This is a genomic window from Paenibacillus sp. 2TAB19, from assembly GCF_052115185.1.
Lineage (GTDB): Bacteria > Bacillota > Bacilli > Paenibacillales > Paenibacillaceae > Pristimantibacillus.
Genome location: NZ_JBFRGE010000062.1, coordinates 1 through 15610, shown reverse-complemented (window position 1 = coordinate 15610; position 15610 = coordinate 1). Strand labels below are relative to the sequence as shown.

Genomic DNA, 15610 nt, shown 5'->3' with positions numbered 1-15610 from the left:
CTGCCTCATCCTATTTTTACTGGTAGCTCTCGGGTTCAAATTTCGTGCTGCGCGCGGACAAAGTACGATTCCCCGCCCACTTGACCGCCTTTTAATATAAGCTTCAGCCCGTCTATTGCCCGGCCTTTGGCATGAACTTGGCATATTGGACTGCCTGTCTCGAACAAGGAGTCGCATCCCAGCGCATCCACATCAAGCTCCTTCACGATATAACCGGATGTATCGCCGCCGGCAATGACCAGCTTGTTCAAACCACAGGCTTCGATAAGCCAGGTGGCCAGCATGCCCAGCACAGGTCCGAGCCTTCTGCTGCTTTCTTCCGACTTGATGCCGAGCTGAGCGAGTCTCTCCCTCGTACTGGCTACATCCGGATCGTCGGGTCCGCTCGCCGTATACATAATCACGCTTTTTCCCGTTTTCAGCAGATTCATTGCCTGTTCACGCACGGCGGCGATCGCAGTCTCGCCCGAAGAAGGATCGATAAGCTGGGATACAGGCAGACGAATTCCGCAAAAACCGTGTGCAAACGCATAGCTTAATTGCTTGGCAGTCACGGGCGAGCAGCTTCCCGACAGGACAAGCACTTGTCCTTGTCCTTGTCCTTCTGCATCCTGTGCTTCATATTGCGTATCCTGTTCAGTCTTCACGATTCCGGCTGTTTGCCAATGCGCGGCAAGAGCCTGCTCCACCCCGGATGAGCCTATGACGAACAGCGGCTCTTCCGATGCTTCGGCTTCTTCCCAAATAAGGCGACCGACGGTTTCCATCCGCTTGGCATCAAACGCGTCGAATATAATAATATCCGGCCGCTCCTCCCGAAGCAGCTGCTCCAAATTCGTACGCACCGTTTCATAGGAACCTTCAAGCGCTACAATATCCATCAGCGATATCCGAAGCGAGGTCTGCTTCTGCAGATGCAAGCGCAGATCGGATTCCTCCATTGGTGTAATCGGATGCCTCGACATCGTTGGATGGCGGTCAAGCCGGTGAATCTGCTCTCGGGCCGCAGCGAAATGATGGCCGAATAGAGTGAAACGCCGCAAATGCGGAGCCCCAGCAAGCAGTGGAATAAAACGTCCTCCGAATAGGCCGCGGCCAAGCTCGGCCGCCTTGCCGATGCTTCCTATTTGGGGAGATGAATCAAATGTGGAACATATTTTGTAATGGACAATAGCCGTGTTGGCGGCATGAAGCTGCTTGAAGATGGGAGTTAATTGAAGTTCCATTTCCTCCGGCGACAACGATCTGCTGATTCCGGCTACCCCAAATGCGGCCAAATCCGAAAACTGGCCATTAAGCTGCTCTGAAGTCGGAGGGAGTAAAAATAAACCGGCATCGACACCTGCTTGAAACAGCGTTTCCAGCACGTCCGTCGAGCCTGTGAAATCGTCGCCGTAATAGCTAAGTAAAGGTCTGCGTTCCGATCGCTGCTTCATGCGCTTATTGACCTGCTCTTCCGAATTTGTCGATTGCCCGCTGCACGACTTGGTGCTGCTCCGCGCATTGTTCCAATGGTACATTGGCCACAGCCGCTTCCCATGCCAGCTTCATGCTCTCGAAGCCTGCAGCCGCGCCATCCGGATGTGCCAGCATTCCGCCCCCGGCCAAATGCATCACGTCCACCGTTCTTGTAGCGTCATAAGTAGCATGGGCCGTTCCCGCCCATTGCCCTGAAGAAATGACCGGCATCGCCTTGTACCCGCCTAGAAGCGGCGCAGTGCAAGCCTTGATCGAGCGCGTGACCGATTCGTTGCTTTCGTAGAACTTGCCATCCAGGCCGTTCACATGAAGATGATCAGCGCCCGCCAGGCGGCATAGCTTCTGGTATGCTGTGAATTCCATGCCCAGATGCGGCGAGCGGGTCATCATTCCCCACTGGTTGCGGTGTCCGTGAATCGGCACCTCGCTGTAGCTGTTCAGATGAGCGAGACCGGCCAGGCCTACACTCAATATGCTGACCATCACGCAATTGCCGCCGCACCCGACGACAAGATCATGATTCCTGCGAAGCTCATCCCAGTCGCCTGTAATATTGAAGGCGTACATGAGCTTCTTGCCTGTCGCATCTGCCGCCCGCTCGATCGCTGCCGTCACGGCTGCAACTTTCTGGCGGAGCGGAGCATATGGCGGATCGGCGTTAAGCTCATCGTCTTTGATGAAGTCCAATCCTGCTCTAGCAAGATTCTCTACCATTTGCGCCAGCTCTTCGATAGTCAACCCGATGCTAGGCTTCACAATGGTGCCTAGAATCGGACGATCGTACACATCGAGCAGCCTGCGCGTTCCTTCTATGCCGAATTTGGGTCCCGCATAACGTGTTGCGAACGCTTCCGGCAATTGGATGTCAAGCAAGCGCAATCCGGACAGTTGCTGCAATTCATACAAGTTGCCCGCGATCGCCGACATTAAATTAGGAATGGACGGTCCGAAGTTATGAAGCGGAAATGAAATAACAATACGTCCGCGATGATAGTTGCCGTTATGATTGGAAGGCAGCACCACTCCCGGCAAGCCCGGCGTGTCATGGTCTTCCAGCCATTCAATATGCTCTACGATGGCGCCATGCTCTTTCTTCAAACGATCCGTTTCGCCCGGTACATGCGTGAAAGTTCCCGTGGATTGCTCGCCTGCAATGATCATCGCAGCTTGTTCCAATGGAAATGGCGTTTCTACCATATATGTTGCAGTAACACGCTGTTGATCCATACGGTTTCACTCCCGTCTTCATAATGAAAGAAATTCTACTAAACACCTGCTGCAAGGGGAATGAATGCGCTTGTAAATACGAATCGGCCGGAGCCGACGCGGAACTGGAAGCCTTCGGCTTGCTCTCCAAGTAATTCGCAGCCTTCACCCGGGGCTAAAGCTGATGGATCGTTGCCGTCTACGCGCGCACTGCTTCCCGGAACGTGAACGGTCGCGGTCGTATTCGCAGGCACTTCGATCTCTAGACGCAGCTCTGCTCCGTCTATTAGCTCCCAACCGACATGTATGATGCCGTAAAGTGACTCATAGGAGGCTTTGACATGCGTCAGCTGTCCGCCCGGTCTAGGCTTGATTAACATATGGCGGAAGCCCGGCTCCGTCCTATCCGCTTCGATGCCCGCCATGTAACGGAACATCCACTCCCCCACCGAGCCGAGCGAATAGTGATTGAATGAATTCATCGAAGGCGTCTGGAAACCATTATCCTCCGTCCAACCGTCCCAACGTTCCCAGATCGTTGTCGCGCCGTGCTTGATCGAATACATCCATGACGGGAACGCCTCTTGAGTAAGCAGCTTATAGGCGACACCAAGCTCTCCGCTGTCGGTAAGTGCCGGCAGCAGGTAACCTACGCCGAGAAAGCCGGTGGACAAGCGGTCTCCCCGCTCGCTGATATTGTCAGTCAGACGGCGTATCGCTTTGGCCTTCAACTCTTCCGTCAACAAGCCGAACTGAAGCGCAAGCACATAAACGGTCTGCGTATCTCCCTTGATAACTCCTTCATTCGACACGAACGCGTTACGGAATGCCACCGCGATATCGCCGAACAATGATTCGTAACGAAGTTGATCCTCGGTTTTGTTAAGCGTTCCGGCGATCAACCCCATCAGCTTCGTGCTGTATGCAAAATAAGCAGTCGCTAGCACCTCGTTCGGCGTATCCGCCTGGATCGACAACCAATCCCCATAGTTGGCGTAATCGGGACGAATCAATTCATTGCTGTTATGCTTCAGATAGTCCACCCATCGCGCCATCGCATCGTAGTGAGTTTCAAGAATACGCATATCCCCGTACATGAGGTACAGCGTCCATGGGATGATCACTCCCGCGTCGCCCCAGCCGGCGTTGTCCGGCGCAAACCAGTTCAGCCGCGTGTTCCACATCTTATGGCGAATCCATCCGGCATCGGGGGCAACGTCCGTGAAAGCGCCCGACGGCTGCTGGCAGTCGATCATATCCCACATGAATTTCGTGAAGAAACGTGATACGTCCATGTTATAAGAGGCCGTCCTAGCGAATATTTGGGCATCTCCGGTCCAGCCAAGCCTTTCGTCCCGCTGCGGGCAATCCGTCGGAACGGATAGAAAATTACCGCGCTGCCCCCAAGTAATATTAGAATACAGCTGGTTGACCATAGGGTCGGACGTTTCCAAACTTCCCGTCACCGGGGTGTCGGAGTGAATCACTTTCCCCATGATGGTCGTCAGATCCGGTTCTCCCGGATAGCCGACCAGCTCTACGTAACGAAAGCCGTGGAATGTAAAGTGCGGTTCGTACCGCTCCTCGCCCTCGCCCTTCAACACGTAATGATCCTGCTGAACGGCCAGCCTGAGGTTATCCAGATACAGCGTGCCGTCCGGATTCAATATCTCCGCATGACTTAGCGTAATTCGTGTGCCTCGCGCGCCTTGGACGCTCACTTCGGTCCAGCCGACCATGTTCTGGCCCATATCGAAGATGTACGAACCGGTTTCCGTTCTTCGAACGGATATCGGCTTAACGGTCTGTGTGATGCGAATCGGTGGTTCCATCGTCGCTGTGAGCTGACCATTGTAGCCCGAACGGATGTCCGGAGCCTCCCATGAAGCGGCGTTGAAGTTCGGCCGATCCCATCCGTCCATCTCCAGCCTCGCGTCATACGATTCGCCCATTATCATATCGGAATAGCGGATAGGTCCTGCCGTCGTTTGCCAGGAGCCATCCGAAACCACAAGCTCCCTGCTGCCATCCTCATATTCGATGCTTGCCTGCAAGAGAAGAAACGGCCGCTCGCCATAAACACGGTTGCCGAGAAATCCGACGGTTCCCGCATACCAGCCGTCACCGAGGATGACGCCGAACGCGTTCTCTCCCGGTTGCAAGCTGTCCGTAATATCATAGGTCTGAACTTGAACACGTGTATCGTAATCTGTCCAACCCGGAGCGAATAGATGTCCAACTTCCTCTCCGTTGACCGTCAGCCGGAACACGCCCAGCGCCGTAGCATACACAACGGCGCGGCGGACAGCAGAACGAATTGCAAATGATTTGCGCAAAAACGGTGAGGGCTGCAAATCCGGCGCAGTTCCGGGTCCAAGCTGCGGCTTTCTGCCGATCCACTTCGCCTTCCACTCCCCGCGAGACAACAGTCCCATCGTCCAGTAAGAAGGCTCGCTCCATTCTGATATATGATCCCGGTTATCCCAAACTCGAACCTTCCACCAATACTCTCTCTCCGATTGAAGCGATTGTCCGGCGTAAACAACGTGCACCGAGCTGCGAGACTCCACCTTGCCGCTGTCCCACCTATCCGCTTCGCCGCGATCGAGCTTGTCGCGGGAGGACGAGACCAGCACTTGATACGCCTGCTGCTTCGCGCCCCGCTCATCCGATTCCAGCCGCCAGAAAAGGCGGGGAGCCAGCACATCTATACCGATTGGATTATGTTCGTATTCGGTTTTACAATTTGTAATTCGCATGGCCACATTGACCTCCTTCTTCTATTAAAGATGTAGATGTCCGATTGCGTTCGCTCGAGACTCGTCGTCTAGGAACGGCTTCAGTCGAACCGTAAATTCCGTCGATTCCGAGGCAAGCAGATAAGACGGCAAGGTCGGAGCATAACCGCAGCTATGATTGCCAATACCCGATTGTTTCCAATCCGCATTGATTTCCACTTCGCCCAGATCGATCAGGTCAGAATGATGTTTGGCCTCGCTCAAGGCTTTGGTCCCGTATCGGTTTGCGCCAACTTGCCCGAGCGGCATCCCCGCTCCCGCAATAAGCAGTCCAACGCCGTCGACGTCCGCGATTGCGGCCCAGCGTACGTCAGCCTTGCTTCCGCTCTCTTGCGGCTTGATATAGGGCACGAACTGCTCATCGATTGTCCCTTCGTACACGCCAAGCTTCCCGCTGACTTTGCGGTCGGCGTAACATTCATGCGGACCTCGGCCGAACCAGGAGAAACGGTCGAATCGCTTCGGCATCGTGAACCGAATACCGGCTCGCGGCAGAGGCGGCAGCCCTTCCTTCAGAGGTTGAAGCTCGTTCTCCATCATCACTTCCCCGTTGCTGTATATCGTATATAGCTGCTCCACTTGAAATAGTGGCCGTGAACCTTGAACGCCGAGCATGGACTCCGTCTTGATCTGAACCGCTGAGTCGTCTTCTAGCGGCCATGACTCGACTCTGCGGACATAGGCGTTGAGCTCATGATAACCTGCATCACGCCACTGCTTAGCCAAATGGACATCGTTGTCGATCGGCGCCCTCCACAGATTGACGCGAGGTCCTTGCGCGAGCACAGATACGCCTTTATAATTCCAGGCGGTTATTTCGCCGATCAGCTTGTCGAACGTCAATGTGAAGCCATCGCCGTCGACGCGAATAATTCGATCGTTCTCCGTCGCGAACAGTCCGGCGGGTGTATGCGTATCGGCATCAGCAGACTCCGAACAAGCCGAATGGTTCAGCGGCACGTCGGCCCACGCCACCTCGTGGCCTGCCTGCGCCCAAGCCGTTCGCTCGCGCAGGATGAAGCTGACATGCAGCCAATATTCGCCGCACCCATCCGCCGGCCGCGTCCGGTAAGGGATCGTGACGAGTTCCTCGCCGCCGGCCGGAATATGCAGAGGCGCAAGCTCCCCCTCCTCCAGCGCAATGCCGTCGCAATACATACGCCAATGGACGKCAAGATGCGAAAGCGCTACCATATCGTAACGATTGCCGATCCGTAAAACGCCATGCTCCGGCAGCACCGGATGAACGGTGACCGGTTCAATCGCCTTCTTGAATTCGATTAAGGCCGGCTTAGGGCTGCGGTCAGGGAACAACAAGCCGTCGATGCAGAAGTGGCCGCTATGAGGCATATCTCCGAAGTCGCCGCCATAAGCGTATTGGAGGCTGCCGTCACTTACTCGGCGGCGAATCGAGAGATCCGTCCATTCCCAAATCAAACCGCCGCATAGCCGAGGGTAACGGTAAACGGTATCCCAGTATTCCTTCTGATTGCCGAGAGCATTGCCCATCGCATGCCCGAATTCGACCATGAGATACGGTCGCGTCTCCTCTTTCTCCCCTTCAGCAACCAGCATATCTACCGAAGGATACATGGAGCTGATGATGTCGACAATCGACGCATCCTTAGCCCGTTCGTAATGAATCGGACGTGTCGGATCCGCCGCTCTCGTCCATGCAGCCATGGCGTCGTGATTGCCCCCATAGCCCGACTCGTTTCCAAGAGACCAGACGATGACGGAAGGGTGGTTCTTATCCCGCTCCACCAGCCGAACCATCCGATCCAGGAACGCCTCCTTCCACTCGGGATCCTCAGCCAGAGCGCTTTCGTAGGCGGTCTTCTCGTCGGGATTGTTGATCCAGCGGCTGATCTCTCCGAGAAATACGCAGCCGTGCGTCTCCAAATCCGCTTCGTCGATGACGTACAGCCCATATTGATCGCACAGATCGAGCCAGCGCTCGTCGTTCGGATAATGAGAGCAACGAACAGTATTAATGTTATGCTGCTTCATCAGCGTAATGTCGCGAACCATCGCCTCCATCGTCGTCACATGGCCGAGCTCAGGATCGAACTCATTGCGGTTCACTCCGCGAAGGATGACCGGCTTGCCATTGACGAGCAGCCGACCGCCCTTCACGTTCACGTCCCGGAAGCCGACCGTGTAACGATGCACTTCAGCTACCTTCCCCTCCGCATCGGTCAATGTCAGCAGGAGCGAGTAAAGAGCAGGCTGCTCAGCCGTCCACAACTCTGGGGCGCTGACCGGAAGCTCTGCATGGACGACAACTTCCTCACGAGGACCGGGCGATGCGGCGGCAAGCGATCTGCTGTCAAGCTGTTCCTGCGACGGTCCGAACAAAACCGCATGAAGGCCGTAATCCTCTCCCAATTGGTCGGATCGATTCGTTAAGGTGATGTCAAGCTCAAGCACCCCTTCTCGGTACGTCTCGTCGAGCTTGGTCCTAATGCGGACGTCTACCATATGCACGATGGGAACGGATAGCAGATAAACATCCCGGAATATCCCGCTCAGCCGCCATTTGTCTTGATCCTCCAGATAGCTGCCTGTCGACCATTGATAAACGCGAACCGCCAGCTTGTTCTCCCCAGGGCGGACATAAGGCGTAATATCGAATTCCATCCGATTATGGCTGCCTTGACCGAATCCGACTTCCGCTCCATTTACCCACAAATGAAAAGCGGCATCCACGCCGTCGAACGCGAGAATAACGGATCTGTCGATCCAACTGCTCGGGAAATGAAACCATTGCGCATAACAGCCCGTCGGATTCATTTTCGGAATGAACGGCGGGTCAACCGGGAACGGATACTTGCTGCTGCTGTACAAGGGCACGCCGTAGCCGTGCAACTGCCAATTCGACGGAACCGGGAGCGTATCCCACGCCTCGCAGGAAAATGTTTCTTCGTAAAACCGCTCTGGCGCATCGAATGGGTTCTCCGAATAGTTAAACTTCCAGTCTCCGTTCAGACTCCGATAAAAGGGGGAGGCTGAACGATCATTCGCCAAAGCCGCCTGTTCATTCTCGAACGGAATCGCAGCGGCCCTAGCACGAACGGTATTCAGCTGCAGCACGTTCAAATTTTCATAATCATGCAAATCTACCATACGAATTCTTTATCCAATCGACGATAATCACCCTCGCGCATCGGCGCCTGTTCGAACACCTTGCGTCCGCTATACAAAGGCTTCTTCGTTCCCGTTGGCGTTATGCCCACGACATCGTCGCCGCGCCACTGCGTCTCGAACGTTTGGCCGACCGCATTCTCCAATGTCTTGCGATAGCTCAGAGGGAATGTGACCGTAATGGTTTCCCCTGCGGCAGCCGGGCCCAGCGCGAGGAAGTGACGGTTGACCCAACTGCTCGCTTCGCTGCCTTTGCCCTCGGTCACGGCCCCGTCCCGCTCGCGACTGTACCTGATCTTCGTAAATCCGGCCCACTCCGGAATCCGGATCAGAAGACGTGAAATGTCTGAACGAACGTTAAGCACGACTTTGCCTTCATGAGGCATATAGCTGCTAACGTCGAGCCACTTCGAGCCGCGATTCAGCAGAAAGTTGACACTGACGGTACCGTTCTTCTCCGTAATGGTGTTGCTCCATCCCATGAACAAGCCGCGCGTGCCCGAGCCGAGACAGCAAATTTGCAGGTCGCTCGTATGCCCCCGTCCTTCGATGACATCGCTTACGAAATCATTCGGTGCGGAATAACCCGCGAATGAACCTCGAGTACGATCGGCCACTTTATAGAAAGATTTGTCCGCAGCAATATCATTCGACTTATCGTCCGTCTGCTCTACCCAGTCGAGATCGAGCAGCTGCGATTCAGCAAGATGGTTGCGCAGAAACCGCTCGACAATACCCCAATACTCGACATAGCCGCTCTTCGCCAGCGTAATGCCGCAAGCGATCAAGTCGACAAGCGAGCACGTCTCATGCTCGTAGGCCTGCTCGTGCAGATCGCCCGGCGTCCAGCCGAACGCCGTGCATTTGGTTAGCGCCCAATCGTAACACTTCTTCACCCAAGCGATCATCGCCGCATTGCCCGAATGCATGCCGAAGCGCGCAATCGCGTCCAGCGTCCCAAGCCGGGTATGGAAGTGCCCGCTCCGATAGGCCAGCGAATCGTTAAAGCTGCCGTCCTCGTTGAAGACGCCGCTCCGCTCCATAATGAGCGCGGTGAAGAACTGACAAAGCTCATAAGCATCCTCGTTGCCCGTCAGCTCGTAGTATTTCAGCAGCGGCATGACGAGCCTTCCGCAGAAGGCAGCCGGATCCGGCGCCAGTCTAAGCTGTACGCCGTTCGCCGACGGCCAGCCCGACTCCTTGTATTCGGAGGCGGGATAATACCAGACGTCCCGTTCCTTCACAGCGATCTGCTTCAGCGCGGCCACGTGCTTATCCGCCGCTTCCTTCACCTTCGGATCTCCCGACTCCATGTACCAGCTCGTCAGCGACAGTATAACGGCACGTTGGTCGATCAGATTCGCGTTCGGCTCCCAATTATGGTTCGGATTCTTTTGCCGGTAGTTCATGCCGTCCTCCTTGAAGAACGACAGCAGGTTCGCGCGATACCGTTCCTCAACCTCCTTGCCGAACGTCTCGCCGGACATATGTCTTGCCAGAATCAATCCGTCCACCATTCTCCCGTGAGAGGAGCCGTAATCCCAATCGCCATGAACCATATAGGCGGGCTTATGCGTCAAGTCCGCGCTGAAAAATGGAATATAGCCATGGTCCTGGTCAGCCATGCCGATTATCGCGTTGATCGCATGAGCCGCCCGTTCCTCCAGCATTAACGTATCCGGTATAAGGTTTCTTTGATGTTGTTCCATCCCTTTTCCCACTCCTTTATTAGATATCTCCACGGACGATGATTCCGCTAACCTCATCTCTCCGGTTCTGTAAGCTTCAAGGTATATACCGTGCCTTCTCCTTCGCGGCTATCGATATGCAGACTCGTATGACCGCCGTAGAACGCGCGAATGCGTTCGCTGACATTGTATAAGCCATAACCGGAGTTCTCGGTCTGCAGAGCTTGACGATCCAATTCATTTCCAAGCACTCCTCGAATCACGGCCAGACGTTCCTCCGGCATGCCAGGGCCGTTGTCGGCGATCATGATCACGAGCTCCGCTTCTTCTCGTCTGATGACGATATCGATCACCCCGCGCTTGCGGCTGCGCCCAATGCCGTGTTGGATGCAGTTCTCCACGAGCGGCTGCAGAATGAACCGCGGACAGCGGATATGGTCGATATTCGCCAAAACTTGAATGGAGAACTGCAGCCGATCCAACATGCGCAGCTTATGCATATCCAAATAATGCCGAACATTATCGATTTCGTGCTGCAGCATCGTCTCGTTTTCTCCTGAGTTCAGCGTATATCGAAGCAGCCTGCCAAACGTGTATGTCGCGTCGACCACTTCCTGATCGTTATTGATCTCTGCCAGCATTCGGATCGATTCAAGCGTATTGTAAAGAAAATGAGGCTTGATCTGAGCTTGCAGCACAAGATAGTCCGCCTCCTTCTTCATTAGCTCGGCTTTATGCACCGTATTCAACAATTCGTCAATGCGATGGACAAGAGAATTGTATGATCGCGTCAGAAAGTCGATTTCATCGTTGGACTTTCCAACCTCGTAATAGGTTAGCTTGCTTTCGTCCACCTGTCGCATATGTTTTGCCAAACCAAGAATTCGGCGAACGAGAGAGGATGCCATCGCGTAATAGACCCCCGTCAACACGACCAGCGATACCACTAGCGAGAGTGCGAGAATGAACATCTTGGTCCGGATGTTGACGAATACTTCGTCCATTTGACTGAAGAAGTAGAACGTCGTGGACAGCTCAGGAATGGACAACGTGTTGACGAGCGTCCTCTGCTTGCGCAAATAGGCGTAGCCTCGATCGCTTTCTTCGGCCATAGCCAGCAAGCTTGCCGTCTGTTCATCGTCCAGCTCTATCCCATCGCTATGGTACACCGCTTCGCCTTCTTGCATAATCAGCACTAGCATGTTCTGATTGACATCGACCGCCTTGAGAAAATTGCGCAGCAGCGAATCAGTCGTCACAATCTCCAGCACGGCCAGCGGCTTCGTATAGCTGTTATTGTAAACACGCTGGTAGTAGCTCAAGTTCGGAAGCGCAGAGGTTTCGGCTTCGCTTCGGCGCAGCCAGACGCCTTCATCTACGTTAACTTCGTTCAGTTGAGCTAGCGGCTTATCATCCAGTTGGTCCAGATCCTCAAGCTCGCCGACCACTGAGTGGACCTCGGGCATCGTTTTGTACAGTTTAATTGACGAAATCTCGTTATCGCGCGATTGCGCATACATAAACAGCGGACGAATATCTTTGAGATAGTTATAGACATGTTGCAATTCAGAATGGTAAAAGCCGCTAAGATAATCGATCAACTGCTGGTTGTTCAGGAACAGAGCATGAATCGATTCCACTTGGTTCAGACTTGACCGGAACCCATCGCCAGCTTGAATGACCAGCTTCTGCTTACCTTCCGAATATTCTGACATTACATCCATGTAGAACTGATTGTACAAGTAACCGCCGAACACAATAATCGGCAATAGTACGAGCAACAGGTAGCCAAGCGCCATTTTCTGTACGATCCTCAAATTCTTCATTGCAACGGCCTTCCTTCGCATCCGGCAGCCTCATTTGAAGCGCTTTCAATCGTTTTACAACTATTATACGAGTGATCTTCAATAGCAGACAACATACCTTTCGCTAGATTAGCTTGCTTCGGTGCCAACAATAGGAGAACTTATTTTTATTGTATAGACGCAGCTTTAAGATGAATAGTGATGAAAACTTAAAAACGAGCGAACATTTTTAAGAAGTGTGTAAGCGTAATCATTACGCACCACTTTTTACATTCCATTTACTTTCCAATAATACTGGTCATACTAACCACATCTATACTGTAGAAAACTGGGCTTGAATAGGGAGAGGAAAACATGACTTCGAATCAGATAGCGCAATTTGAAAAGAAAGTCATCATTCGCAACATTGAACCAGAGGATTTCGAGAAAATAATCGCACTTCAGCATATCTGTTTTCCGAACATGGATCCTTGGAAAATAGAGCAATTGGAAAGCCATGTCCGCATTTTCCCTGAAGGACAAATTTGCGTGGAGCTCGATGGCGATATTATTGGCTCTTGCTCCAGCCTTATCGTCAATTTTGACGATTATTTAGAGCAGCATACGTATTCGGAGATTACGGACAAAGGCTACATTCGCAACCATAATCCGCGCGGGGCGAATCTGTACGGCATGGAGGTTATGGTTCATCCCGACTATCGCCGGATGAAAATTGGCAGGCGGTTGTATGAGGCGCGCAAACGGTTGGCCGAGATGCTGAACCTGCGCAGTATTATCGTCGGCGGACGAATTCCCGGATATCACAAGTATAGCGATGCAATGATGCCAAGAGAGTATGCGGAAGAAGTGCTGCAGCAGAACATTTATGATCCTGTGCTCACCTTCCAAATGATGAACGGTTTCACGTTGAAGCGGATTATTACGAACTATTTGTCCGATGACAAAGATTCAAAAAACTTTGCAGCTTTGCTCGAATGGAACAATATCGACTATAAACCCAGCAACAGCAAGACACACTATAAGCTGTCTTTTCCCGTGCGAATTTGCGTCATCCAGTACATGATGAAAAAAATCGACTCCTTCGAAGAGTTTGCGATGCAATGCGAGCATTACGTCGATGTTTCTGCCGATTACAAATCAGATTTTGCCGTGTTCCCGGAAAATGTGACCATGCAGCTGCTCTCCTTCCTGGATGAACGTTCGCCCAGCCTTGCCGTTCGGAAGCTCAGCACGTTCACGGAGCAATATATCGAATTGTTCACTGAACTGGCCGTTAAGTATAATGTAAATATTATCGGCGGTTCTCATTTTGTGGAAAAAAACAATCGTATTTATAACGTCGGCCACTTGTTCCGCCGTGACGGTACGATTGAGCAGCAGTACAAACTGCATATTTCGCCGAACGAGCGGAAATGGTGGGGAATTAACGGCGGATCGGAGCTGGAAGTATTCGATACCGACTGCGGTAAAATATCCATTCAGCTCAGCAGCGACATCGAGTACCCGGAAATTTCGCGGATCGTTGCCGAAGAAGGCGCCCAAATCATATTTGTTCCTTTTTGTGCGGAAGATAGGCAAGCCTTCCTTCGCGTCAAATATTGCGCGCAAGCCCGTGCTGTAGAAAATCAAGTGTTTACGGTTACTTCCGGTACTGTTGGAAATCTCACGCACGTAGATAACGTAGACATTCAATATGCGCAATCAGGCGTATACACGCCTGCTGACTTCTCCTTCCCGCGAGACGGGATCGCAGGCGAATGCAGCGAGAACACGGAAACGGTTATTATGGCTGAGCTGGATATGGAAATTTTGCAACGGCATCGCAAATCGACGGACATCCTTACGTTCAAGGATCGTCGGACGGATATCTATACGTTGCAAATTCGTTCCTAGATCGAGGAGGCCCTATGAAATTACTAACTGTTGCAACCGCTCAGTACAGTCTCGCTGATATCCAATCGGATGAAGCTTTTTGGTTCCGAATAGGAACGGGAAAGAAGCACCACAACCAGAAGGTTGTAGTGCTTCTTTTTCATTATGGGGCTTAGGGAATACGACTTCGCCTAGCCCAAAAAGCCTTTCTGCCGAAGAATGTTGCTTGTGTCCTCCCATAATCTACTTTGCATCGCCAGTTCTCCCCCAGGGTGCACGGGTTTTATGGGATCACCGGTACCAACATTGTAATATCCCCCTGAACTTTCCTCATACTTCGGATCGGTCATTAGACGAATTATAATATCAGCACCTCTTCGGGGATCGCCAATACGGAAGAAATTCAATAAACGCTCAAGCAGAGAGGCAAACCAAAGCTCTCTCCCTAGACCAGTAACGTTAAATCCCGGGTTCAAGGCATGAACGGATATTCCCGTTCCTTCCCATTGACGCGCAAGTTCGGCAGTAAACATTATATTTAACAGCTTGGTTTTTCCGTATATTTCTGACGAACCTCTATGTGAAAAAGGAGATGTTTCAAGTAGATCCTCCGATAGTTGAAGTACACCGTGACGGCGAGAAGCTTCTGAAGCAACATTAACAATTTTTGCGTTTCCCGCTTTTTGCAGAGATTGTCGTAAGGAATGAGTCAATAACCATGGTGCAAAATAGTTCACAGCCATCATTTCAGCAAATCCGTCTGTAGTTACCCGCTGTTCAAAAGCATGGAGGCCTGCGTTGTTCAATAACACGTCTATCTTGGGAAATTCATCAGATATTTCTTGGCCTAATCGTCTGACATCCTTCATTGAGGACAAGTCCCCGTAGAAAAAATTCATTTCGGCTGCAGGTACACGCTCTTTTATCATTTTTTCAGTTGCTTCCGCCCGACTCTTACTTCTCGCTGTTAGGATAAGATGAGCCCCTCGATTAGCCATTTCAAGTGCAACGAGTTGCCCCAAACCACTTGTAGCGCCTGTAATTACTATTTTCGGATTTACGTATACCGTCATCTTCATTCTCCTTTATTATGGGATACTTGTGTTGCTTAGCATTTTGACATCTCATAACCGGATTTATATAATTGATATATATCAACTATAGATAGATGATTGATATATGTCAACTATATAACGAATGGAATCTCTATGAAAATTCTAAGTTAGGTGGTAACGATAATGAATGTTGAACGCAAAGATACGGTAAGAGGACAACTGGAGCTTAGGCTTGGCGAACAAATTAATGCCCTCATTAGCGCCTCACATGCGCTAAATGTCAGAACTTCTGCCTTTTTCGATTCCTCAATACAACCTGCGGCTTTCCATATCATCCGTTGGCTATACTCCCACGGACCAACTAGCGCCTCTTCATTGGCAGACTCAACTGCAATGGACCGTAGCTCGGTCAGCCGTCTCGTCAAACAACTAGAGATTCTAGGTTATGTTACTAGGGAAGGCTCTCCCAATGACCGTCGAGCGGTACTTCTTACACTCACGGATCTGACCGAGCTACGGTCCATTGCAGTTGAGTCTGCCAATGAAGAGGCGCTAGTTGGTCC

The 15610-nt window shown here is 52.2% G+C and carries 9 protein-coding genes; 2 read left to right on the top strand and 7 right to left on the bottom strand.

Annotated elements, in window-relative coordinates; genetic code table 11:
* Positions 1 to 35: 35 nt before the first annotated feature.
* Genes AB4Z33_RS22900 through AB4Z33_RS22875 form a run of 6 tightly spaced genes read right to left on the bottom strand, consistent with a single transcriptional unit; the run spans position 36 to position 12141 of the window.
* Positions 36 to 1520 carry a four-carbon acid sugar kinase family protein gene (locus tag AB4Z33_RS22900; RefSeq protein ID WP_442052109.1) on the bottom strand — a complete coding sequence of 495 codons (1485 nt, stop codon included), beginning with the start codon at positions 1518 to 1520 and terminating at the stop codon, positions 36 to 38.
* Positions 1441 to 2706 carry a ribulose-bisphosphate carboxylase large subunit family protein gene (locus AB4Z33_RS22895; RefSeq protein WP_442052108.1) on the bottom strand — a complete coding sequence of 422 codons (1266 nt, stop codon included), beginning with the start codon at positions 2704 to 2706 and terminating at the stop codon, positions 1441 to 1443. Before AB4Z33_RS22895 ends, AB4Z33_RS22900 begins: the two co-directional genes overlap by 80 nt.
* A 38-nt stretch (positions 2707 to 2744) precedes the next feature.
* Entirely contained in the window at positions 2745 to 5444 is a 2700-nt protein-coding gene (locus AB4Z33_RS22890; RefSeq protein ID WP_442052107.1) for a family 78 glycoside hydrolase catalytic domain, read from the bottom strand.
* A gap of 24 nt (positions 5445 to 5468) precedes the next feature.
* Positions 5469 to 8609 carry a glycoside hydrolase family 2 TIM barrel-domain containing protein gene (locus AB4Z33_RS22885; RefSeq protein WP_442052106.1) on the bottom strand — a complete coding sequence of 1047 codons (3141 nt, stop codon included), beginning with the start codon at positions 8607 to 8609 and terminating at the stop codon, positions 5469 to 5471.
* Positions 8603 to 10336: a hypothetical protein gene (locus tag AB4Z33_RS22880; protein WP_442052105.1), complete on the bottom strand. Its 1734-nt coding sequence runs from the start codon at positions 10334 to 10336 to the stop codon at positions 8603 to 8605. Before AB4Z33_RS22880 ends, AB4Z33_RS22885 begins: the two co-directional genes overlap by 7 nt.
* 53 nt (positions 10337 to 10389) lie before the next feature.
* A complete protein-coding gene (locus tag AB4Z33_RS22875; protein ID WP_442052104.1) occupies positions 10390 to 12141 on the bottom strand; it encodes a sensor histidine kinase in 1752 nt (583 codons plus the stop codon).
* 333 nt (positions 12142 to 12474) lie between these two features.
* Between AB4Z33_RS22875 and AB4Z33_RS22870 the strand changes: the two genes are divergently transcribed.
* On the top strand, positions 12475 to 14013 hold the full coding sequence (locus tag AB4Z33_RS22870) for a GNAT family N-acetyltransferase (protein ID WP_442052103.1): 1539 nt from the start codon (positions 12475 to 12477) through the stop codon (positions 14011 to 14013).
* A 170-nt stretch (positions 14014 to 14183) separates the two neighbouring features.
* Here AB4Z33_RS22870 and AB4Z33_RS22865 read toward each other — a convergent pair whose 3' ends face one another.
* Positions 14184 to 15065, bottom strand: a complete 882-nt coding sequence (locus AB4Z33_RS22865; RefSeq protein WP_442052102.1) for an SDR family NAD(P)-dependent oxidoreductase — start codon at positions 15063 to 15065, stop codon at positions 14184 to 14186.
* A gap of 165 nt (positions 15066 to 15230) precedes the next feature.
* Here AB4Z33_RS22865 and AB4Z33_RS22860 point away from each other — a divergent pair.
* Positions 15231 to 15610, top strand: a 380-nt coding sequence (locus tag AB4Z33_RS22860; protein ID WP_442052101.1) for a MarR family winged helix-turn-helix transcriptional regulator, incomplete at its 3' end; no start/stop codon positions are given.